The sequence below is a fragment of the Photobacterium kishitanii genome (genome assembly GCF_000613045.3).
Taxonomy (GTDB): Bacteria; Pseudomonadota; Gammaproteobacteria; order Enterobacterales; family Vibrionaceae; genus Photobacterium; species Photobacterium kishitanii.
In genome coordinates this window covers 1,370,518-1,394,861 of the sequence record NZ_LN794353.1, presented here as the reverse complement: position 1 = coordinate 1,394,861, position 24,344 = coordinate 1,370,518, and the positions used below count along the sequence as shown (strand labels likewise).

General features: G+C 39.1%; 18 protein-coding genes. 8 read left to right on the top strand and 10 right to left on the bottom strand.

All coding sequences use genetic code 11. The features are described from left to right. Window positions 1–32: 32 nt before the first annotated feature. The 3 genes from PPBDW_RS21220 to nifJ form a co-directional block, all read right to left on the bottom strand. Entirely contained in the window at window positions 33–2,411 is a 2,379-nt protein-coding gene (locus tag PPBDW_RS21220; protein WP_082386863.1) for a DUF262 domain-containing protein, read from the bottom strand. Then, window positions 2,398–3,735: a DUF262 domain-containing protein gene (locus PPBDW_RS21215; protein WP_036792570.1), complete on the bottom strand. Its 1,338-nt coding sequence runs from the start codon at window positions 3,733–3,735 to the stop codon at window positions 2,398–2,400. The genes PPBDW_RS21220 and PPBDW_RS21215 overlap by 14 nt, the downstream gene beginning before the upstream one ends. Before the next feature lie 410 nt (window positions 3,736–4,145). Continuing rightward, window positions 4,146–7,682, bottom strand: coding sequence for a pyruvate:ferredoxin (flavodoxin) oxidoreductase (gene nifJ, locus PPBDW_RS21210; RefSeq protein ID WP_036792573.1), 3,537 nt, complete (start codon window positions 7,680–7,682; stop codon window positions 4,146–4,148). Between the two features lie 898 nt (window positions 7,683–8,580). Here nifJ and PPBDW_RS21205 point away from each other — a divergent pair. Further along, entirely contained in the window at window positions 8,581–9,252 is a 672-nt protein-coding gene (locus PPBDW_RS21205; RefSeq protein WP_036792576.1) for a hypothetical protein, read from the top strand. Window positions 9,253–9,422: 170 nt separating this feature from the next. After that, window positions 9,423–10,538: an HD-GYP domain-containing protein gene (locus tag PPBDW_RS21200; RefSeq protein WP_054262218.1), complete on the top strand. Its 1,116-nt coding sequence runs from the start codon at window positions 9,423–9,425 to the stop codon at window positions 10,536–10,538. A gap of 26 nt (window positions 10,539–10,564) precedes the next feature. Here PPBDW_RS21200 and pcp read toward each other — a convergent pair whose 3' ends face one another. Genes pcp through PPBDW_RS21185 form a run of 3 tightly spaced genes read right to left on the bottom strand, consistent with a single transcriptional unit; the run spans window position 10,565 to window position 12,822 of the window. Continuing rightward, window positions 10,565–11,203 carry a pyroglutamyl-peptidase I gene (gene pcp / locus PPBDW_RS21195; protein ID WP_036792578.1) on the bottom strand — a complete coding sequence of 213 codons (639 nt, stop codon included), beginning with the start codon at window positions 11,201–11,203 and terminating at the stop codon, window positions 10,565–10,567. A gap of 13 nt (window positions 11,204–11,216) precedes the next feature. After that, window positions 11,217–12,122 carry a DUF979 domain-containing protein gene (locus tag PPBDW_RS21190; RefSeq protein WP_036792580.1) on the bottom strand — a complete coding sequence of 302 codons (906 nt, stop codon included), beginning with the start codon at window positions 12,120–12,122 and terminating at the stop codon, window positions 11,217–11,219. Next, window positions 12,115–12,822, bottom strand: a complete 708-nt coding sequence (locus tag PPBDW_RS21185) for a DUF969 domain-containing protein (protein WP_036792582.1) — start codon at window positions 12,820–12,822, stop codon at window positions 12,115–12,117. Before PPBDW_RS21185 ends, PPBDW_RS21190 begins: the two co-directional genes overlap by 8 nt. A 433-nt stretch (window positions 12,823–13,255) precedes the next feature. Between PPBDW_RS21185 and yfcC the strand changes: the two genes are divergently transcribed. The 5 genes from yfcC (at window position 13,256) to PPBDW_RS21160 (ending at window position 17,946) form a co-directional block, all read left to right on the top strand. Beyond that, window positions 13,256–14,704, top strand: a complete 1,449-nt coding sequence (gene yfcC, locus PPBDW_RS21180) for a putative basic amino acid antiporter YfcC (protein ID WP_054262245.1) — start codon at window positions 13,256–13,258, stop codon at window positions 14,702–14,704. 16 nt (window positions 14,705–14,720) lie between these two features. Then, entirely contained in the window at window positions 14,721–15,716 is a 996-nt protein-coding gene (locus PPBDW_RS21175; RefSeq protein WP_036793034.1) for a succinylglutamate desuccinylase/aspartoacylase family protein, read from the top strand. 251 nt (window positions 15,717–15,967) lie between these two features. Further along, window positions 15,968–16,567, top strand: coding sequence for a LemA family protein (locus tag PPBDW_RS21170; protein ID WP_036792583.1), 600 nt, complete (start codon window positions 15,968–15,970; stop codon window positions 16,565–16,567). Continuing rightward, complete coding sequence (locus tag PPBDW_RS21165; RefSeq protein WP_036792586.1) at window positions 16,568–17,329, top strand: TPM domain-containing protein; 762 nt, start codon at window positions 16,568–16,570, stop codon at window positions 17,327–17,329. Then, window positions 17,329–17,946: a TPM domain-containing protein gene (locus PPBDW_RS21160; protein WP_036792589.1), complete on the top strand. Its 618-nt coding sequence runs from the start codon at window positions 17,329–17,331 to the stop codon at window positions 17,944–17,946. Before PPBDW_RS21165 ends, PPBDW_RS21160 begins: the two co-directional genes overlap by 1 nt. Before the next feature lie 147 nt (window positions 17,947–18,093). Here PPBDW_RS21160 and PPBDW_RS21155 read toward each other — a convergent pair whose 3' ends face one another. Continuing rightward, entirely contained in the window at window positions 18,094–18,696 is a 603-nt protein-coding gene (locus PPBDW_RS21155; protein WP_036792592.1) for a putative adenosine monophosphate-protein transferase Fic, read from the bottom strand. After that, window positions 18,686–19,144: a YhfG family protein gene (locus PPBDW_RS21150; RefSeq protein ID WP_230850447.1), complete on the bottom strand. Its 459-nt coding sequence runs from the start codon at window positions 19,142–19,144 to the stop codon at window positions 18,686–18,688. The genes PPBDW_RS21155 and PPBDW_RS21150 overlap by 11 nt, the downstream gene beginning before the upstream one ends. Window positions 19,145–19,487: 343 nt before the next feature. On the opposite strand from PPBDW_RS21150, the gene PPBDW_RS21145 reads away from it, so the two are divergent. Further along, window positions 19,488–21,731 (top strand): peptidase U32 family protein, encoded by a 2,244-nt coding sequence (locus tag PPBDW_RS21145; protein WP_036792597.1) that lies wholly within the window; start codon window positions 19,488–19,490, stop codon window positions 21,729–21,731. 78 nt (window positions 21,732–21,809) lie between these two features. On the opposite strand, the gene PPBDW_RS21140 is transcribed toward PPBDW_RS21145, so the two are convergent. Together PPBDW_RS21140 and PPBDW_RS21135 are read right to left on the bottom strand one after the other, a co-directional pair. Further along, a complete protein-coding gene (locus PPBDW_RS21140) occupies window positions 21,810–23,435 on the bottom strand; it encodes a sulfatase (protein WP_054262217.1) in 1,626 nt (541 codons plus the stop codon). 157 nt (window positions 23,436–23,592) lie between these two features. Beyond that, window positions 23,593–24,141: a hypothetical protein gene (locus PPBDW_RS21135; RefSeq protein ID WP_036792600.1), complete on the bottom strand. Its 549-nt coding sequence runs from the start codon at window positions 24,139–24,141 to the stop codon at window positions 23,593–23,595. Window positions 24,142–24,344: the final 203 nt, after the last annotated feature.

Below are 24,344 nucleotides of genomic sequence, written 5' to 3'. Positions count from 1 at the left end.
TTCTTCGCTAATTTCGTCATAACCTAGAGCCATTAGTTATCTATCTTATCAGCCTGAATCCCGTATTGACTCATAGCCTCTAACAATCTAGGGATGTCATCTCCCCATTGATTGGAAATTGCGATGAGTTCACCTGAATCTAAAGTCAAAAGATCATTTTCAGAGGAATGGTAACGACTGAGATACTTTTCAGTGATCTGATCAAATAAAGCAACAGCCCGTAGTAGATTATAACCTTCAAGAGATCGATGAATTTCAGCTAAGTCAGTTGGTTTTTTAACATGAATCCAATGCGTTAAAATCGCTAATGCTAATTTACGTTTATTGTAAACCTGCCCGTTAAAGCGATATTTTGAGTAATCACGCTGTGTTTTTTTACTAGTTCGTTGCTCTACCTGTTTCTCTCTGAACTTAACCTGATACTCTTCAACCTCAGGAACAGGAATAATTTGCTCTGCATTGATTAAAACATCGTCATTGTAACTATGAAGATTTGCCAAAACATCAATCATCTCTTTTTCATGATTCTGTATATTAGTCATCCCTTTTCCTTCTGGTCCCCAATCGTCATAACTCATCATAATGGCTTGTTTTAAACTCTCGGCACGATTGTTCTCTTGATAGAATTTCTTCTTATCTTGCGGAGAATAATTACTAAGCCTTGAGTTACTGCTTGGGGAGATTAGGCAAAGGTTACCAAAGCGATCTACGTATTCCATCTTTCTTGCACCGGATGGATCGGTTTGTGGGAAGTAATGCTCAACAGATGTTCGGAATGAAAACTGAAAATCGTCAAAGTGCTTTCCAAGTTCTTTTTTACCGATACCATCAAACGATTCCTCTGCCGATAAACGCTTCCATAGTAGGTAATCCAACCTGTTAAACACGAAATTCTGAACACCTGTGCCTTTATGTAATACGCCCGAACCATCTTCACTAAAGGCTAAATTTTCACCTTTTGTGATTTCTTCAAAATAACAAACACTTAAGCTTTCAAGCTCTGCTAAGTACACTTCACCATCAACAACAAAATTCGATTGCTGCGTTGTATTCTTATTCAAAATACTTAAAGCGTCGTTTAACCAACGTTTATAAACTAAAGCAGGGTTCGAGACATGGTACATTGCCAATATCATACGAATGTTTTCATTTAGCTTGCTATCTTCTTCTTTACCAAATGAATTTAAATAGCAATAACTCGAACTGCTTGAGGAGTTATCCAGTGTGAGCAAACTCCACTTACGCTTCTCATCGTGTTGATCAGGTTTTATGACGTAGCTATCAAATAGAATGCGATACTTAAGCAATTCATACACAAACGCTTTGGCACAAACCTTCAAGCCATCATCTTTAGAGATAAACGCATCGATTAGCTTCTTATCATCTAACGAAACGCTCTCTTCCGTTTGCATCAGCTTTAACACATGAAGTAAAAAGTTGGAGAAGTCGATAACAGTACCAAAACGCTCTTCCTTCTCTCGCTCTTCATCGTCAGTGTTTGAGCTTGATGCCTTATTTTTGATGATATCTCGCAACGTCATTGCATCTTGCTTTTGCTGCTTGCTTGTATGCTTTTCTAAAATCGCATCAAAGTTAGCTGGCATCGTATGCCAACTGTCACCGAATACGGCTTTTCGCAGATCTGATTGAAAGCCCATCTGGGTATAACGCGTCATATTTGAACAAGCATCCCAGATAGTTGAAAAACAGCCCCTTTCCTCATCATTAGCCAGTGTCGCCATGAATTTCGCTTTCAATACTTCGTGCTTTTCTAGCTGCTCACCACGGTTATTCATGATCTCAAAATAATGGTTAAGATCGGTTTGTGGTGGCACAACGACTCTCAGTATGATGACGCTATTTAATAGATAATCGACGAACTGCTTCGCTTTCGCCTCTGCATTTAAACCTTTTTCTTCGAAGTAACGCTGAATAATGTTGAAAGCAGCGTGAATATTGGGCTCTTCTGACTCACCATTGGTGTTACCCGAATAGATATCGTCTAACGCTCTGGAAGACTTTGGGCGACTATCAAAAGTTAAGTTAATCGCTAACTCTTCAAGTTTATCGCTAACCAATACCTCACGATGCTTTAGGTACGCCAATAAGATAGAAAGCGTGGTATGCCTTTGCTGACCGTCTATGGTTTCGTACACCACATTCGATTGCTGCGAATGCGTAGTACGTTGATAAACCACAAGGCTACCCAGATAATACTTATCTTGCTTGGCAGTAACGGTTTCTTCTGCTTGGGTAATCAGCCCTGCGGCATCACTGATATCTTGAATAAGCTGTTCAATCTCTATCGCGCCCCAAGCGTAGTTACGCTGATAGATAGGAATCACGTATTGAGTTTTGCTATCGAAAAGCTCTTTAACTGATAACGGCTTTACTTGATTAGTTTGACTCATTAATACTTCCCGATTTCATTGCTTCAATAGATGCCTGCACATCTTTAGCGTTGTTAAAATTAGGCTCTTTATAAGGTGGCTGAAAATTCAACACTTGCTGAGGATGAACCGCTTTGCTAATGGCTCTAAATAATCCATTACGCGCTTTAGCGTGATTGTCTACCGACTCCATTCCAATGCGTTGCAGATCAAGGCGTAAGAAATAGCTCCAGCGATAACAAATCTGCGCCACTTTCTCTAACTCAATATCTCCGAACTTGTCGTAGTAATACATCACGGCACACAAAAAGAGGTTTCGCACGTAGCTATCCCCTTTGCGATTGCTGCCACTGTAATTAGCGTGCTTCTCAACGAATGAAAATAGCCTTGAATCTTTGCCAATAAATAAAGCTGAGTGAATCGCCATGTAGTGCTGAATATACTCAAAGAAGCGTTTACCGTTGATCATCACCTGATCTACTTGAAATGGATAGCCCTTGGTTTGCTTGTCCCATTTACGCGCAGGATCGGCATTGAAAGTTTCAATCGCATAATCCAGCGCAAGCATAGAATCGACATAGGCGTATTGAGTACTTTCTAGGTTAATACCTTTGAATACATCAATGTTATGGCGACTAAACTGGATGCCGTAATCACCATCAACCCAGCGGCGCATACGGAACAAGAACTCACCCATAATGGTGTGCAAATTTGCAGAACCATCGTCTGGGTTTACGCCTTGTTCCCACAAGCTTACGTGATACAAACGCTCATTTTGCTCTGTCGAGTCCATCATTTCACGTAGGTGATACGCCTTTAGCAGATCATGAGGGGCAAGTGCTTTACCACGCGCATTTTGTGAATCGAAAAACTGGAATGCTTCACTCAAATCATCCAATGTGACTTGGATTAGCTCGCACTTGTTAAGCACAAAATTAAGTAATTCCTGCTTTTCTGTAGTTGGCAGGCTCGCTACTCGTTCAGAGATAAGTTGTGCATTATTCTTGAGGTTTTTGATGCTGACCGATGATTCAAATTTATGCTCAAGCAGGCTAGATGAAATGCTGTCCTCTTCGCTATCCAGAATGGTGCAAAGCAAGGTTAACGTGAGCAAGCGCTGCTGACCATCAACGATATTAAGTATTGCACTTTCTGAATCTTTGTCTTGATGCAGTACCACCGTACCAAGCCGATAACAGGACTTAGTACGGTAATTAACAATGTCATCAATCAGCTGATTAACGTGCTTAGGTTGCCATTTGTATGGGCGTTGGTAATCAGGAATTATGAGTGATTTATCCAACAACTGCGCAATGGTTTGAGGCTGATTGAAGACAATTGCCATGGTTAGACCGCCTGTTCGACAATAGCGTCAGTAAGCTGAGATTTGGAAAGTTTTTCGACCATATGACTTTAATCCATCTGTAATTGCAAATGATTATATAACAAAGTTCATATGATAGAAGTATTTCAAAGTAACAAGTCTTAAATATTTAAGTAATCTGATCACATAGTTACATTAAAGATTACTATCCAAAAGCTGCTATCACTCGTTCTCGATAACGTCCTAGTTTTATACGATCAAATTCTAGGTAAAGTACTTATCATCTATTCAACGTTTGCTTTTGCGTACGTTTCATCAAGTCTTTAGCAGATGCCATTTTTAAAACGTAGTAAAAAACGTTAAACAGTGCATAGATAAAAAAATAGATGCTCTTACGAACATCTATAAAAATAATCATCTACACCGATACTTTATTTTTGTTTATTGTGTTCACTGACCGCCGTCCAGTAACCAAACTCAGCATCGACAGCTTGTTCAATATCGGCTAAGAAATCTGCCCCATCATTTTCCATGACTTTCTTATAGCGACGCTCGGAACTCAAAATCTGTATCAAGGCATCGGCCTTTGGTGCTTTTGAGTCTAAGTTGAACTTGCCTTTGCCATTTTCAGAAGGTTGATGACGGTAAAGTGGCCATAAGCCTCCTTCCGTTGTCAATTTCTGATGGTCAAAAGCATTGGCTAAGTCATAACCATGCTCTTCACAAGGGCTGTAAGCGATGATCAAGGATGGACCTGACCATGCTTCAGCTTCTTGGAACGCTTTCACTGTTTGGTTCATCTGCGCCCCCATAGACACTTGTGCCACATACACGTGATCATACATCATCATTTGTGCGGCTAAGTTCTTACGCTTATGCGATTTACCATTAACGGCAAATTTAGTGGTACTGCCTGTTGGTGAGGCTTTGGAGTGTTGACCACCTGTATTTGAGTAGCACTGAGTATCCAACACCAAAATATTGATGTTTTCCCCCGTACTTAATACTTGATCCAAACCACCAAAACCGATGTCATACGCCCAACCATCGCCACCAATGATCCACACAGATTTATCAACTAAATAATCAACAGAATTTAAGAAAGATTCTGCGGTTGCTTGACCGGCTAATTGCGTTTTCAATTGCTCAATGGTTTGACGCTGTTGATCAATATGATGGTAGAACTCTGGGTAGCTTTTCTCTGGGGTTGCTAACAAGGCATCTCGCGCCTCTGCACCGAGAATGGCTTCGCCTTGCTCACTTAACAAACGCTTCGCACGCTCGCGATGATGATTCACCGATAAACGGTAACCCAAACCAAATTCGGCATTGTCTTCAAATAATGAGTTCGCCCACGCTGGACCACGTCCATTTGCGTCCTTGGTATATGGCGTGGTTGGTAAGTTACCGCCATAAATAGACGAACAACCCGTTGCGTTAGCAATCAATAAGCGATCACCAAACAATTGGCTCAACAACTTAATGTATGGCGTTTCACCACAGCCCGAACACGCACCAGAGTATTCAAACAGTGGCTGAACGTATTGAATATTACGAATATCAATGCGTTCCATTTCTTTACGTTGGACTTCTGGCAAGCCTAAGAACTCTTCAAACAAAGAACGTTTGTCATCGACTGGCTCCACTTTTGGCACCATGTTTAATGACTTAACGCCTTCTTCGGTACGGCTTTTCGCAGGACACACCACCGCACAAAGGTTACAACCCGTACAATCGTCTGGTGAGACTTGCAGCACGTAAGATTGTCCTTTGCGCTCACGGCCTTTGAATGGAATCGATTCCAGTTCAGAACCTTCCAATACAACAGGATCAACCACTTTCACACGAATCGCAGAGTGCGGACACGCGGCCACACAGTAATTACATTGAGTACATAAATCAGCTTTCCACTCAGGCAATTCATTGGCAATGTTGCGTTTTTCCCACTGACTGGTTCCCGTAGGCCAAGTACCATCCGGTGGGAAAGCAGACACAGGCAATTCATCGCCTTTACCTGCTAACATCACGCCCGTTACGGCTTTCACAAAATCAGGCGCTTCCATAGACACTGGTGGTGGTGACATTTCACCGTTAGCCACGGCTTGAGTCGTCTCCACTTTTTGTAAACGCTCTAAGGTTTGTTCTAACGCACGAATGTTGGCTTGAATAATATTCTCGCCTTTACTGCAATAGGTCTTCGCAATGGTGTCTGACAATAACGCTAATAAACCAGACTGTGGTAACTGCTCTGTTAACCACAACATTGCCATTTGCATTACGGTATTAATGCGTTGACCCATGCCAGTGCTGTGCGCAATGTTGGTTGCATTAATAACGTAAAGGCGTGCGTTACGAGCGAGAATTTCAGTTTGCACTTCAAACGGCAAATGATCCCACACGTGATCAGCATCGTACGGGCTATTCAATAAGAAAATGCCATCATGCTTCAATTTATCCAACATGTTTTGCTTGGTTAAGAAGCTCCATTGGCTGCACGATACAAAATCTGCATAAGCAATTAAATAGGTTGAATCGATGGGGTATGGACGACTACGCAAATGTGACACCGTCATGCTGCCCGCTTTTTTCGAATCGTAAACAAAATACCCTTGCACGTATTCGTCAGTATGGTCACCTAACAACTTCAAGGTACTCTTTGCAGCACTAACACTACCATCACTACCCAAACCATACATAATGCTGTTATAACCGAGAGTGTGAAGCAACGGATAGTTACTTAACAACGGTAAACTAAGGTGAGTTACATCATCATTAATGCCGACCGTAAACCGAGAACGCATCGCCAATAACGGTTGAGTCAACTCTTCAAAGACAGCAGCGACTGAGTTTGGCGCAAATTCTTTAGAGGATAAACCATAACGTCCACCAATCACACGTGGCAAAGTAGCACGTTGTCCAAGCTGGAAAGCTTCGGTCAGGGTCGCCATTATGTCTAAGAATAAAGGCTCACCCAATGCACCCGGCTCCTTGGTGCGATCCAGTACTGCAATACGCTCTGCCGTTACAGGTAATACCTCTAAGAAATGCTTAGCTGAGAATGGGCGGTACAAGTGAACCGCTAACACACCCACTTTTTGACCTAAAGAGCACTCACGATCAACCACTTCTTTAATAGTACCAATCGATGAACCCATCGCGATGATCACACGCTCAGCGTCAGGATGACCGTGATACTCAAATGGCTTGTATTGACGCCCCGTTAGCTCTGCAAATTGCGCCATGGTATCAACCACATGATCTGCCGCTTGGTCATACCATGGATTGCTCGCTTCACGCGCTTGGAAGAAAGTATCTGGATTGGAGGTTGTACCGCGAAGCATAGGGCGATCTGGCGTTAGCGCGCGATCACGGTGCGCTTCCATCAAATCCATTGGAATCATCTCACGGAGCACATCGTCTGAAATTTCGGTAATTTTGTTCAGCTCATGCGAAGTGCGGAAACCGTCAAAAAAATGCACAAATGGCAAACGACTTTTTAATGTCGCTGCTTGTGAGATTAATGCAAAGTCATGTGCTTGTTGAACAGAAGAGGCACAAAATAATGCACAACCTGTTTGACGAATGGACATCACATCAGAGTGATCACCAAAAATTGATAAGGAATGGGTTGCGATAGTTCGAGCTGCCACGTGCAATACAAACGGCGTTAATTCGCCAGCAAGTTTGTACAACGACGGGATCATCAGCAATAAACCTTGAGATGAGGTAAAACTGGTTGCTAGGCTGCCTGCCATTAAGGCACCGTGTACCGTTGCAATAGCACCGCCTTCAGACTGCATTTCCATAATACGTGGTACATCACCCCACGCATTTGGCATGTCTTGACTCGCCCATTGATCACAAGCCTCTGCCATAGAAGAACTTGGTGTGATTGGATAAATACCAATGACTTCGTTGGTTTTATAAGCAATTGTCGCTGCTGCGCCATTACCGTCCAGTATTTTCATTTAATTAACCTTAAGTTACGGCCAGCTTCTTAGCTGGTGTGATCGTTATATATTTACCTTAATGCCTAGTGCCAATAAGTAATATATGACTTATTGTCTGAATTCATTAAGCTATATCTCATCAAATATTAGATAAACGTTTATTTAATAAGGCTAAAGTTTTGCTCTTAAAATACGTATAAATAAGGGTAAATATTAATGTATTAAATTAGTGTTAATTTTTACTTGATACGTATAAATATAATATAAGGATAAGGTACAAGCCCCTACCAAACAGGACTAACATTATGTCCTTACTATCTGAACAGTTCCTGAAACCGTAACCAATCTGACGCCAACAAGCTGGTTAGTCATACCCTTGCTCTAAACGAATCTCGACGTTCATTTCATCAATATTAGCTTGTTTTACTTCATGCTTTTCCGAGACTGTAAGTATGTAACGCTCGGCTAAGTTTTTACACAGGTTTGGTGATTTGGAATTTGCATTAATACTGCGAGGGATTTGAGCACGCTAAAAACGCCCTAATTGGAATAAGTTCGTCACTCGGCTCATCTTTCGAGGCTTGTATTTAAGATACTTTCGCTTTATAAATTTTAAATAATGAATCAAAAAATTCGCTTTATAATATTATTTTCAAGACATCTTTCTTATAATTAAGAACGAAAGCGTCACTATGAAAGATTTACATAATAACAACAAATGACTATCATTAACCTTCCAATTAAAAACAAATACAACTTATCACAACAACATAATACTCATACTATTAACTTGTAATATTAAAAACAAAACTCTAGTTAATAGCAATAATCCACCCTATAAATATCGTTATTTAAGATAGGGAAAATAATTAACACTAAACCACACTGATAGCACAAATATACCTAAGGAGATATCATGAATAAACTTGTTTTAACCGCACTCATAACAACAACACTATTAGGATGTAACTCAAATGATGGTGAAGATATTATTGTTGATAAAGTCGGATTAGATATTTCCGCATTAACAAATGAACAAAAGCAAAATTATGCACAAATTTCTACTGATATTAATACGCTAATAATCAATATTGCGGGTAAATGTTTTGATGCAGCAGAAGCTACTAATCCTAACGTTTCAAACTTTAGCTGTAATATCGCTGAGTATATTGCCACAGCAAATAAAACTGAGTATTCAACAATAACGCTTATTGAAGGCACACTTGATGTGAGTAAAAAATCAACCAATACCTTTAAAATCGAAACCGACAACGCAGTTAAATTTCGAGCACCAATTATCAGCACTGATATCATTGCTTATAGCTTACGTGATAATAATGAAATCAACTTCGTGGACAATGACCCACTAACACCAACCGTCACTTTCCGTGGTTTCTACATTGATGAAAGAGACAATAATGCAAGTTATTGGACGGCCGAAACTTTAGAAGATCATCCTCTAAAATACAATGAAGATAACAATAATCAATACATTTCACTGTATGATGGCCAAGCAAAACTTACAGGTAAAAATGAGCAGACATATAGTTGGTCGACCAACTCCACAGGGAAAGTAATATTGCAATAATTAATTTTAATCAATGGGATAAGGCAGAAGACAGCGCTGATATCCCTTTTTCTGTCTCAGCTATGATAAATACCCAATATTCATATTATTAATGAATAAATAACTATACAAGTCGGTACCTTTGATCAAATATAAATTAACGTGCATATGATCATAAAAAGGACTTATTGATGTATTCATTTTTAAATACTAAGCGCTCTCTCCAAGAGCGGTTAGCTCTCTTTGTGTCTTCCGCACAAAAAATTTATCCTGAAATTATTGGTATAGCAGTAACACATATCGATGATCACGATAATCTATACTCTGTATATCGTAGTCCTGATTATGGTGATAATTTTCCAACTTTTATTGCATCAATTAGCCAATCACCCCGCCTTAGTAAAATGAGATCATCGTTAGAACCAAGCATTATTGATAATATGCTTTCTCATCAATCGTCAGTAAAACGCATTCATTTGCGATTATTACAAAGCAATTGTATTTCAAGCATGGCATGTCCAATTTATACTAATGGTACCTTTATCGGGGTATTATTTATCAATGCTAAAGTAAAAGATTTCTTCAGCGACAAAATTGATTATTTCACCACTTTCTCTATTCTTATTACTTTACTTATTACTGATGATTTTAATAATAAAAAGGCATTTCATTCTATTGTTAAAACCGTTTTATTATTAAGTCACCATAAAGATCCTGAGACTCAAAATCACCTGAAAAGAGTCGCTGAATATAGTCGTTTAATTGGACTCTATTTAGCAAAAAAAAGAAAATGTGACGGTAATTTTGTTGATTCGGTTTATCATTTTTCCGATATGCATGATATTGGAAAGTCTTTAATTCCAGAAGATATTTTATATTCAACTGAAATATATACCGATCATGAAAGAGATATAATGAATCAACACCCTGAATTAGGTTGTCAATTATTATCTAATATATTAACCACATTCAAATATGATAATCATCAGGAACTTAATATTATTCTTAACATCATTCGTCATCATCATGAGCGGTATGATGGTAAGGGTTACCCCGCTAAATTAAAAGGAACCGATATTCCATTAGAAGCACGGATTGTTACAGTCGCAGATGTTATTGATGCGCTATTAAGTAATCGACCTTATAAAAAACCTTGGTCAATAGAAGATGTAGAGCTGTATTTAATTAATGGCTCCGGAACGCTATTCGATCCTCTGTGTATTGATGCGATTTTACACTCTCTCGATAAAGTCACCCTGATTCAAAGCCGTTATCCTGATATTATTGAAGAAGAGCTACAAGCGTAGCTCTTAAATCAATACATCTGGTATATCTAGCAAATAGTGCCGCCAATTAATTGAATATCTTGTTCATTATCAATCACAGCTTGAGCGGCTACTTTTAAACCTTCAGCAATCATCTCTAACGACATACTTGGTTGATCCGTTAGGGCTGCTTGCTCAGGTAATAGTGGAATATGAATAAAACCATGTCCAATAGCCGTATCACGTAAATAATGCTGTACACCATAAAATAAGTGATTACAGACAAAGGTACCCGCAGTGTTTGATACCTGACACGGAATGCCTGCTTGTTGTAATGCTTGCGTCATCGCCTTAATTGGCAACGTTGAGAAGTAGCCATCAGGGCCATCAACAACAATAGGTTGATCAATCGGTTGATTACCTTCGTTATCAGCAATACGGAAGTCATCAATATTAATTGCTATACGTTCTGGTGTAATACCAGCACGCCCACCAGCCTGACCTACTGTAATAACAAAATCAGGCTTATGGTACTCAATTGCAGTAATAACAGCGTCTATTGCTTTAAAGCGTGTTACTGGCACTTGGCAAATAACAATTTCACCATTATTAAGTACAACACCATCTAATAGTTTAGCGGCTTCTAATGCAGGATTAATTGCTGCACCACCAAAAGGTTCAAATCCGGTTATTAATATCTTTTTCATTATTATTCTTACCTTAAAAAGCCAATGTGTACATTAATACAATATTGAAGGCTAACATCACAAAACCAGGTAGGCATTGTGTGATAATTATTTGATTTTTATTCTTTAATTCTAGTAATGCCGCAGGTACAACATTAAAATTAGCAGCCATTGGTGTCATTAATGTACCGCAATAACCTGATAGCATTCCCAATACACCAACAATGGCAGGGTTACCGCCTTGCTCAATAATCAATAACGGAATACCAATACCAGTCGTGATCACTGCAAAAGCGGCAAAACCATTCCCCATCACTACTGTAAACAACATCATACCAACACAATAAGCCACAACATATGCTTGCAAGTTATTATCTGGCACTATCATTTTAACCAATTGTGAAACGGTATCACCAACACCAGCTTGGCTAAATAAATAGCCTAAAGCGGCTAAAAATTGTGACAATATTGCCGCCCAACCAATACCATCAATTAAGCGACGACCTTCATTGATACTTTGTGCAGCTGTTCCTTTGGTGATCACTAAGGCTAAACCAATTGCCAACACCGAACTAATACCCAGCCCAGTTAACGCACCTAAATCAGTACATTGGCTAATCACAATCGTACCAATAGGAATCAATACGGCAGGAATAAACAGTTTATTTTTAAGGGTAATTGCGCTCTTAGCTTTAGTGCTATCATCTGTACTGTTATAAGTACCTATCCCCATAAAGCCGCCAGTTGCTAGCAAAGTTAACGCCAGTACTAATAAGCCAGTTACCCAATGAGGCATCAATGGACCACACATAAAAGTGATACCATAAATAAGCCAAAATGCTCCTGTACCCCAACGTTTCGCACTATTTTTATCAGCGAAACTTTGCACAGCAAAAGCAATCAACAATAAACCTGTGGTTTGATAAACATACTCAAGCATTATCCTGCTCCTTTAATGTCACTGATTGTGTTACCGAATGACGCGCTAATCGCATATCTTCCAATTTGCAACACACAGCAAAGACGGCAAAAGATGCAATTGCGGTCGGTAATGCCCACAAATACATTTGCTCAAGTTCAACCTGAATACCGTTGTCTTCCATAACACCTTTGATCAATAACAACCCACCTGCACCAATGAACAATAGCTGACTAAAGAAATTACCAAAGTTTTCACTAACGGCAGATAAACAGCGGATACGTTGACTTTGCTTATCGGTTAACTCACCGACTTGTTTTTCTGCCGCAGCTTCTGCCATCGGCGCAATTAACGGACGGATCATTGAGGGATGCCCACCCAAATGTAATCCCATACCATTGGTCAATTTACGTAGTGCAAGATAGGTTAATAACACGCGGCTAACTGAAGCACTTTTCATACTGCCGATTAACGTTTCAGCACGCTGACGTAAGCCATAACGTTCTAAAATACCAATCATAGGTAATATAAGGATAAACAAAGACATATAACGGTTTTTAGTAAATGACTCACCTAAAATAGATAAAATTTCAAACAATGGAATGTGAGCAACTAAGCCAGTAACAACACCTGCTGTTAGAATCACTAACAAGGTATTTAATTTAAATGCTAATCCCGCGGTGATAATCACCACACCAATTAATGGCCATAAATCCACCATTTTCTACTTCCTTTTATTTATGTTGTATGCAATCAAAAGATACGCACTTAGCGTGCTGTTGTTTTTATTAATAGTCATAATATTTAGCGGAGATTACGAAATTAAATTTATCGTTGCCAGTTAAATTTTGCGAGGAAAAGTAACATGAAAAAATAAAAAATAAACTAATAAACATATATTTATAAAAAAGATGCAATTAAAACCCTGTGTTATTCCAACTACCGATAAATATTCGTATTTCCTATACTAAATATAATGCTATTCATGGTCACAACAAGAAGATTAAATTGATAATCAACGCATAATAATTGATATTTTGTGCATACAATATCATTTAGTAGTGGATTATATTTTGCACAATTCAATTGACCATCCCGTAACAGCGGATACCAAAAAGTCATGGCAAGTCCCTGACACGTTAATCATCATTTTCATGGTGGGTATATTAGCAACCATACTCACCTATCTCATTCCGGCTGGCAGTTTTTCTCAGCAAACAGTGAGCTTTATCGCTGATGGCGTTGAAAAAACACGTACCGTTATTGACCCTGCCTCTTTTAAATATGCTATTGATGCTAATGGCGACAAAATCTACAACACTGTCGGTTTATTTAGTGCCGGTGGTGGCATTGGCTTAATGAACTTTATGTTTGAAGGTCTGGTTTCTGGTAGTAAATGGGGATCAGCTGTCGGCGTAATTATGTTTATGCTCGTTATCGGCGGTGCATTTGGTGTCGTCATGCGTACAGGTGCCATTGATGCCGGTATCTTAGCGCTAATCCATAAAACAAAAGGCAATGACTTTTTATTCATTCCAGCTTTATTTGTCTTATTTTCATTGGGTGGTGCTGTCTTTGGTATGGGTGAAGAAGCAATTGCTTTTGCGATCATCATTGCCCCCCTTATGCTCCGTCTAGGTTATGACGGCATTACCACAGTAATGGTTACTTATGTCGCAACCCAAGTCGGTTTTGCATCATCATGGATGAACCCTTTTTCAGTTGCTATCGCTCAAGGCATTGCCGGTATTCCTGTACTTTCTGGTATGGAACTACGTCTACCAATGTGGGTTGGTTTCACCTTAATGGGTGTTATTTTCACCATGCGTTATGCCGCAAAAATCAAACGCAATCCTGAACTGTCTTATAGCTTTAAAACTGATCAATTCTTACGCGAAAAAACAGCTGATATTCAGCAATCAGAATGGCACTTTGGCTATACATTAGTCATCGCAACCGTTGCTATCACAACAGGTTGGGTTGTTTGGGGAGTTGTCGTACACGCATGGTATATTCCTGAAATAGCATCACAATTTTTTACGATGGGTTTTGTTGCCGGTATTATTGGGGTTATTTTCAAGCTCAACAATATGACCTTGAATGATATAGCAACCTCATTTAAAGAAGGGGCTGGAGTAATGTTAGCCCCAGCCTTACTTGTTGGTTGTGCGAAAGGCGTATTATTAATTCTGGGTGATGGTTCTGCTGATGAGCCAAGTGTATTAAATAGTATATTAAACAGTGCTGGCGGTGCCATTAGTGGTATTCCAGATGTTGCTGCGGTATGGATCATGTATCTATTCCAATCTATCTTTAATTTCTTTGTCACTTCAGGCTCAGGCCAAGCAGCACTGACGATGCCATTACTGGCACCTTTAGGTGATATTGCCGGTATCTCTCGTCAAGTCACCGTGCTTGCGTTCCAATTAGGCGATGGTTTTACCAATATCGTTGTTCCAACATCTGCATCATTAATGGGTACTTTAGGCGTTTGCCGTATTGATTGGGGTGATTGGATCCGCTTTAGCTGGCGCTTTATGCTGCTGTTGTTTGTAACATCTAGCGTGATTGTTATTTGTGCCCACCTAGCAGGATTTAATTAATCATATGACAACCACTATTACGACCCAAATTACGGGTGATATTGTTAATAATATTGCTGTTATTTCAGCATTGAACGTTGATGATCTTGCTATTGGTCAACACCAATTTTGGTTTAAGGTTGCGACTAACGCACTCAATCAAGACCAACTTTTACCTGTATGGGTATTTAAAGGTCAGCGAGCAGGCAAAAAAGTAATGATCACCGCAGGGATCCATGGTGATGAGCTCAATGGTATTTTAACCGCGCAGCAACTGGCACGTCAGTTAAAAGACACTGAAGTCTGTGGCTGCATTACGATTATCCCTGCGATTAATTTATCAGGAATCATCCATCACCATCGTGATTTTCACAGTGCCGATCAAGATCTATCTAGCATTAATCTTAATCGCTATTTTCCCGGTAACAGCACAGGTAATGCAGCTGAACGCTATCTGGCGCAGTTATGGCAGCAGCTATTATTACCTAATGCAGATATCGCAGTAGATCTACATACACAAACCACTGGCACTTGCTATCCACTTTATGTTTTTGCTGATTTTCGAGTAGAGTCAGCACTGGCAATGGCAAGGTTAATGACTCCAGATGCGATCTTAAATGATCCCGGCGATCTTGGCGTATTAGAAACCGTTTGGAATGCTCATGGTGTTAGTGCCATTACGGTTGAAGTTGGAAGCGGTAAAATTACTCAGCCAGAGTTAATTGATCGTGCTGTCACTGGAGTAATGAAAATTATTACTAATCAACAGCAATTAGCAACCATGACCATTGAAGCTTGTGCCATAGAAGCTAACACTGTCACTTCTATTCGTGCTGATATTGGCGGATTAACGTTAGCCCATGTTGAGATGCTAGCTGCCGTTAACGAAGGTGATGTTGTCGCAACTCAATATGACCTATTTGGCAACGAAATAAAATGCTATACCGCCCCTTCAGCAGGTATCGTATTAAGTCACAACACCGATGCACTACGTGAAGCCGGCGCATTAGTTGTACGTCTCATTCATAATTAATATTTAACGATTAACAACATTATAATACCCGTGCTAAGTTAATCATTAGCATGGGTTATTCTTTATAGAATTATCATTCCCTTAAAGCATTTGAATCCATTCATCCCGCCTCTGCAATTTTAAATATCGTTCAAAAAATCACTCTTTTACATAAAATAGTCATAATTGTAGATAATCATTTAGCAACTATGCTGAAATTTATGCTTTACTTGATTAATAATAATCACTTAAAAGCATAACAAAGGAATTTTATGGTGAAGTATCTAAAATCAATCAAATATTTGTTTGTGGCATTATTGCTAACTCAACTAACTGGCTGTGGCATTAATACGATTCCCACTCTTGATGAACAAGTTAACGCCGATTGGGCACAAGTACAGAACAACTATCAACGCCGTGCAGATTTAATTCCGAATTTAGTTGCCACAGTTAAAGGCTATGCCGCTCACGAAAAAGATACCTTAACCGCAGTGACAGAAGCACGATCAAAAGTATCTTCAATGCAAGTCACTCCAGAAACATTGAATAATCCAGAAGCTTTTAAGAAATTTGAAGCTGCTCAAGGTCAATTAAGCAGCGCTTTATCTCGATTAATGGTTGTGTCTGAGCGCTACCCAGAACTGAAAGCTAATCAACAATTTATTGCACTCCAAGCCCAGTTAGAAGGTACAGAAAACCGCATTGCTGTTGCTCGTCGCGATTACATTAATTCAGTAAAAGCTTTTAATACTGAAATTCGTACTTTCCCTGGTCGTTTATGGCATTGGGCAATGTATAGCGATTTAAAAATCAAACCGAACTTCACAGCAACCACGCCTAATGCTGATGTCGCGCCTAAGGTTGAGTTCTAAATGAAAAAAGTCCTTTTGGTATGTGGACTTTTGTTGCTAATCAGCCAAAATGCATTGGCTGCAATCACTTTCCCTGCATTGACAGGGAGAGTGGTCGACGACGCCCACATGCTCAACCAAGCTCAAACGCAACAACTCGAACAGACTCTTGCCACAGAAGAAAAAACATCCTCAAATCAAGTCGTGGTGGTAACGATCCCCTCAACCAATGGCATTCCTATTGCCGATTACGGCTACCAGTTAGGTCGTGCTTGGGGTATTGGTCAGAAACAACATGACAATGGCGTGCTGTTAATTATTGCTAAAAATGACAAAAAAATGCGTATCGAAGTCGGTTATGGCTTAGAAGGTGCGTTACCTGATGCAATTGCAATTAATATTATTAACCATCAAATTAAACCCGCGTTCAAAGCCGGTAAATTTGCTACTGGCATTGATAATGGTGTAACCGCGATTATTGCCGCGATCCATGGCGAATATAAACCTGTGGTCACCGAGGATAAACCACCTTACGATTTATATTTGTTTATTCTATTTGTTGTCATCATTCAAATCGTCGCCTTTAGCCATCGTCGTCGTAATCGTTCAACCTATTATGGTCGTGATGGTGATGTATTTACTAGCGGTGACTTTGGTTCAAACCGCAGCAGTTCTGGTGGCTTTAGCGGCGGTTTTGGAGGAAATAGCGGTGGTAACAGTGGTGGTGGTTTTAGTGGCGGCGGCGGTGGTTTTGGCGGCGGCGGTGCATCAGGAGGATGGTAATGAAATTATTTACAAATGAACAGTTACAAACGATTAGCCAAACCATCAGTGATATGGAAAAAACCACTGACGCTGAATTAATGACCGTTGTAGCAACCAAAGCTGATGACTATTACTTTGTTCCGACATTGTGGGCGGCAATTATTGCACTTTTTGTTCCTGCAATATTAACCATTACCCCATTGTGGCTTGAACTAACAGATATTTTATGGGTGCAGTTATCGACCTTTATTATTCTGACGTTAATATTCCGTATTCCAGCAATTAAGTACCGTTTATTACCTAAAGCCGTTAAATATCGTCGTGCAAGCCTTGTTGCCCGCGAGCAATTTTTAGCCAATGGTATTCATCGCACGAAACAACATTTAGGCGTGATGATCTTTGTTTGTGAAGCTGAACATTATGTTGAAATTCTAACAGATTACGGCATTAGTGATTGTATCAGCGATGAAGCATGGCAAAGCTTAGTACGTGACTTTACCAAAGATGTTAAAGCAGGAAGAACATTTGAAGGCTTTATTCAGTGTCTAGAGCAGTCTGGAAAATTACTGGCTAACGCTCTACCTTATACTGAAGATAAAAATGAATTACCTAATTGTTTAGTCGTCATCGATTAACGTATAAAAATAATTAGTTGTTAATATTATTGTTGAAATAGCCCCGAGGGTTGTTTCAACAATTTATTCAACCCACAACCTAGCATTGCTTGTTGCTGTCCTTTTAGCACCTCATACCAAAATATCATTAATGCGTTAGTTTATGACTCATATTGGCTTTTTAGCTTTCGTTACACAAATAGTAAACAGAGCCTTCATTGGTTCATAATTACAATGATAACCATGAATATTCGCATCTATCCATTGCTGTGCCGTGATCCCCGAAAAATTAATGTTATAACCACAATTAATTGCAATATGTTCAAAGAATAAACGCTGAACTCGACCATTACCCTCTCGAAATGGATGCAGAACATTAATATCACAATAATACTCAGCTAATTTAGTAACAAAATCATCGTATGCAAGACCAACTAAATAATTATCTTGCTCTAACATCGAGAACAAATTATTAGCTTCTTTTTCTATTCTAGTGGCATTACAAAAACGGGTATTTCCTTTTGAGATATCGACTGTTCTAAGCTCCCCTGCCCAGTCAAATAAATCAGAAAACAAAATATGGTGTATTAAGCAGAAGTATTTAAAATCATAAGGTGGCAATTGAAATTCGATATACATTGCTGCTAACGTCGTTAAATCACGCTCAGCAGCTTCTAATACATCTTCATTGGTGATATTGAGCTTATTAACAAGAACCGTACTATTGGGATAAGTATAAGGATCTTGTGTTGTGCCGTATTTATCCGCCATTGACCGCCTCTAGGGAATTTACATTTAAGTATTTATTCAACAAGATTTGACGTTGCTGCTCTCTATCAAGTGATAAATCAAAATCACTCGCTATATCATGCCCTTCTAAACGCATACTTTCTTTAAAGTTATCCATCTTAACTTGTTCAAAATATGCATGTTTTTCTTCGAAAGAAACCAGCTTGGTGCTACTTGGTATAACCAGTTCAATGTTATTAAGTTGAGATTGAATCATCTGTCCCGATTCAAAAACACCCCATCCATTAATTGTAAAACGAAAAGTTCGACCTTGACGCTCTCTTTGAATATTTAACCCTAAGTTTTCAACCAAAGAGTGAACAACTGATTGTACTTTTCTCTCAGAAATCCCTGTTGCAGCAACAATGTCTTGAGTATTTGGAGACTCTAATCGTGTCATTGCAGCTAAAACTAATAGTTCGTACTTCACTCTTACCTCGCACATTTATGCGGAAATAATATTAGCTTACTATTCAATGTTAGCAATTACCATTATTGAAAGCTGAATCGTCATTGCAGAAATGAGAAAACCAGTATCCAAAATCTAATTGCCGTCGATATGGAAAGTTTGAATATTAGAAAATATCGACAACCCAAGATACTGTAATTAACTATGTACAATATTATAGCGGCCATTTATTTTGAAATACTAATGCCATATTTTTTCACTGACCTAGATCAATTAAACCCTAATTCGTAGTATTGACTAGCATATACAGGTAGAATGCCCCCCTCAAAAAATCACAAAAAAAGCATTAAGTGAGTTATTTCGCATGAGTAGAAAAATAGAATTATTGGCACCGGGTGGTGACGTAGAAGCAATTAAAGCGGCAATTGTTGCCGGTGCAAATGCTGTCTATTGTGGTTTAGATATGTTCAATGCCCGTAACCGTGCGTCCAATCTTTCATTTGATGAGCTAAATGGCGTATTACGACTTGCACACCAGCACAACTGTGAAGTCTTTTTAACCCTTAATGTCGTGATATTAGAGCACGAGATTGTTAGCTTAGTGCGCTTGCTTAATAAACTGGTTAACAGTGGTATTGATGGCATCATCGTACAAGACTTGGGTATTTTCAATATTGTTAAAAAGTATTTCCCGTCATTACATATCCATGCTTCTACTCAGTTAACAACCCACAACGAAGGCCAGATTTTATTCTTACAAAAAATCGGGGCAACACGAGTTAACTTATCTCGAGAGCTAAACTTAGGTGAGATTAAAGCATTAACGACCGTCGCCCATGACCATGATGTATTAACCGAAGTCTTTGTCCATGGCGCACTATGTATTGCCTTCTCTGGCCAGTGTTACTCAAGCTCTGTAAGTGTTGGTAACTCAGGTAACCGTGGCCGCTGTAGCCAGGCATGCCGTGACGAGTACGAAGTGACAGCTGAAGGCCATCGCTTTCCACTTAACTTAAAAGATAACTCAGCTTATTTTGATTTACCGGAACTGGTAGACGCTGGGGTAGATTCATTAAAAGTAGAAGGCCGTATTAAAGGCGCTCACTATGTTTACACGGTAGTGGATACATGGCGTAAACAGATCAATAGTTTTATAGAGTCTGGTCAGTTATTAGCTGACGATAGTAATTTACATAAAGTATTTAACCGTAGCTTCACTAACTCATTTTTGCAGGGTAATCTGAACAAGAAGATGTTTACAGATAACCCACGTGATAACAGTATGAATTATGCTGTTGAAAAAAGTAATGCGATCTCTGTCGTCCAGATTCAAGATGTAAAGCAAGACCTTTATAATGATAAAAATGCCCTCGGTGCAGAACTAGCAGACAAGATTAAAGACTTAAGCATTGATAAAATTGCTTTAACGTTAACTTTTTCTGCCAAAGAAAATACTCCACTAACGCTTAACATTACTGCCGGAAATGTATCACTTGAAGTGAAAAGTGATTCACTATTGCGTGTTGCAGATGAAATAGCCATGACACCAGAGACTATTGAAAAGCGTTTCCGTAGCTTCAATAATGCAACGTTTGATCTTGCACCAATGAACTTCGACAACTTTGACGCCAACTTAACGGTACCGTTTAAAGAACTCACGGAGTTAAAAAACCAAGCAGAGTTCTTATTAAACGGTTCACGTGAAGTGATTAAGCATGTGGATTTACCTGCGTTACCTAAGCACGATAAAGTAGAACAAACACCTAAACTATCGTTGATGATTGCAAATGAAAAAGATTTGCACCTTGCTGATGTAACCGATGCTGATATCTATTTCAAACTTCCTGAAAGCTTGAAAAAGAACTGTCTCAAGCATATTACGTTATTTCAAGATAACCCACGCTTAATTCCTTGGTTCCCAGCAGTATTGATTGGTAAAGATTATTTAGAATCAGTCAAAATTCTTGAGCAAGTTAAACCTAAACGGATTGTGACTAACAATACCGGTATTGCCTATAAAGCTTACGAAATGGGCATTGAGTGGGTCGCAGGGCCGTTCTTAAACACGACAAACTCACATGCCCTACTGACGTTACAAGAAGAGTTAAACTGTGCAGGTGCGTTTATTTCTAACGAGATCAATCGTGGTCAAATCAGAAATATTACCCGTCCAGAAAACTTTAAGCTTTGTTACAGCATTTATCATCCCATTCTAATGATGACCAGCCGTCAATGTTTCTTCCAACAAACGGTTGGCTGTAAGAAACCTGCGATTGAAGCTGGCTGTATGTTGAAATGTGAAAAAGCAACAACGATTACCAATATAAAGGGGATTTCGTTTGCCGTTGATAAGCAAAAAGGCGGCTACCCAAGTATTTACAACCACGAACAGTTCTTAAACTTTGATGCGGTAAATGATTTCACTCATTTGTTTGACGAATTCTTTATTGATCTAACCAACATTGGTGCAGGTTCTAAACAAGAACAAGACAAAGTAGTGTTAATTAAACACTTTGAAGCACTGCTTGCGGGTAATGATGATGCGAAAGCTGCACTGAATAACTTAGTGCCTATCTCAACTAATGCCCAATATATTCAAGGTTTATAAACGTTAGCGATATCCTTTAAATACAGAATAATATTAGGCAGCCAGATATTTAATTTGGCTGCCTTTTAATCGTTGGAATTATTGCAAGTACACAGGAATACCATTATTTTCAAACTTGGCGAGGATCTTGGTAATAAAATCACCGCCCTCGTTATCAAAGTCTTTCATACCAAACGGTAATACTTCATTTTTTGGCAACCACTGCGCCAGTTTATTTTTAATCGCCCGATACTGGTTATCAGCAGCTAAATTATGGTGTTCATCAGCATCAACACTGCGATCATAAAGCTCCTCACCACCATCACGGTAACGAATATAGGTGTAACGCTGATCACGAATCGCATGGCATTGATAACCATAAGTAGTGACTACTGGAATTTTACGTTCAAAATTTGGATTTCGAAGCAGTGGTACTAATGAAATCCCCTCATTGGTTGCTACTTTTGGTAAACCACACATATCAACTAACGTTGGATAGACATCAAGTAAACTCACCGCTTGACGGCAAATTTGACCTTGACGCTGTCCTGCTACGCTGATTAATAACGGTACTCGCGTTGATTCACCCCACAAGGTTTGCTTACGGTAATTCATATGCTCACCAAAATTTTGGCCGTGATCTCCCCAAAAGATAACCGTGGTATTATTAGCATGTGGACTGGCTTCTAAAGTATCGAGCAATTTACCAACTTGCGCATCAACAAATGCAATACAGGCTAAATATCCCTGAACTAACTCTTTACGAATATTGGTTTTTTCAACCGCAGCCGCATCACCATTAGGAATAATCCCCAATGCTAACGCTTTACCATATAAAGGGATATCTGCCATTTCTTTACTTATCGTCTCTGGCAGTATCACTTCATCAAGTGGGAATAAATCAAAATACTCTTTTGGAGCGGTGTAAGGTACATGCGGTCGAATGAAACCACATGCCATAAAAAACGGCTTATCGTAAGTTTTCTTTAACCGCTCAACAGTCCAATCCGCAAAATATTCATCGGGCATTACGCCACCATTAGGAATATCACGTCGCTCTAATGCCCCGCTACATAAAGACATTCCTGGTGTGCCTGGACCATAATGCTCTGATTGAATAATTTGTCCGCCACCAACGGGGAATGGATAATATTTATGATCATCTTTGCCATATGAACCATAACCATAACCGTTGGCAAACAAATGCGCGTCACGAGAACCAATAACATACAATGGCACTTCCTCATGCCACTGCTCAGCATGACGAAAATCTGCGGTACCATGATGAGAAATTTTCCCTGATGCCATGGTGTAATAACCATTACTTTTAAAATGTTGAGGTAAGACTGGAGAGCTGCCTAGAACTGATTCAGCAACAGGAGAAAACGGTTTGATACCTAACTCTTTATTAGTATATAGCCCAGTTGTGCTCGGGCTCATCCCTGTCAATAAAGCAGTACGAGAAGGCCCGCACACGGGAACTTGACAATGGGCGTTCGTAAACGCTGTTGACCGGTGAAACAAACGATCAATATTAGGGGTTTTTGCCTGCGGATGCGCGCCTAAAGCACCAATCCAATCATTAAGATCATCAATGGCAATAAACAGCACATTATCTTTTTTCGAAGGTATCGGTTGACCAATAACCCCAGTGCTAGTGAATGCAGCAGCCGATACTGACATTGATGCTGCATAATGGATAAATGAACGTCTACTTACTTTCATGTTATTTCTTTAAATTAAAATCAAAAGTAAATGAAAGTATCTACACGCTAGAAAAACAAACAATCACAAAATTCTAGAATCAACTTACCATCACAAATTTCATTGTAATCATTTCAAGTAATAGCGTTTACTGGCCGTTATTCCTGCTTTCATTCTATTACTTTATAAAATTGTAATGATCATTAAATGTCTGTTGCGTCTTATTCTGATAGCGTTGTGCTAACTCAATAATGTCATCAAACTGAAGTTGATCATTAGCAGTATATGTTACTGTTACAGCCTCTAATGGCATTGAGATTGCAGCATAATGCTGGCCGCTATAAGTCGCTATCGTTGAAAAATGAAGAGTAATATCAGCGTTGAAATAAGCAGTTGCTAACCGCATTTTAGCACCAACAGGAAGGCTATGATTTACCTCATCGACTTCACTTTTAAGCTTAGTTGTTAATTGCTTAACCACCGTATTTATTGGTGCCGTAACCGTTAGTATTGTTTCACCATCAGTCGTTATAACAACAGTAGTCAATAAATGCTGAGAATATACTTGCCCTAAATTCAATGTTTTACCATCAACATTAATGACATGGTGTGGGTATATCACTCGGTACAAATTCCAAGCACCAATCAGCCCAGCTAAAATAACTACGCTTATCGCAATAATCGTTCTTTTTTTCATTTCATTACAATCAGCTAAGTTACTATTCATTTAATCATAAATAATTAACCCAGAAATTTTGCGACGAAGATCACACTTAGTTATCCGTTTTTATTCATTCTTATCATCTAAGAATAATTACACTAATATATTTTATAAAATACATAAAAACCAATCACTTCAGATAGATAAACTAATAATGAAAACATCAATTACAATTCTAATCTCTACTGTTAATTATCAATACACGCGCG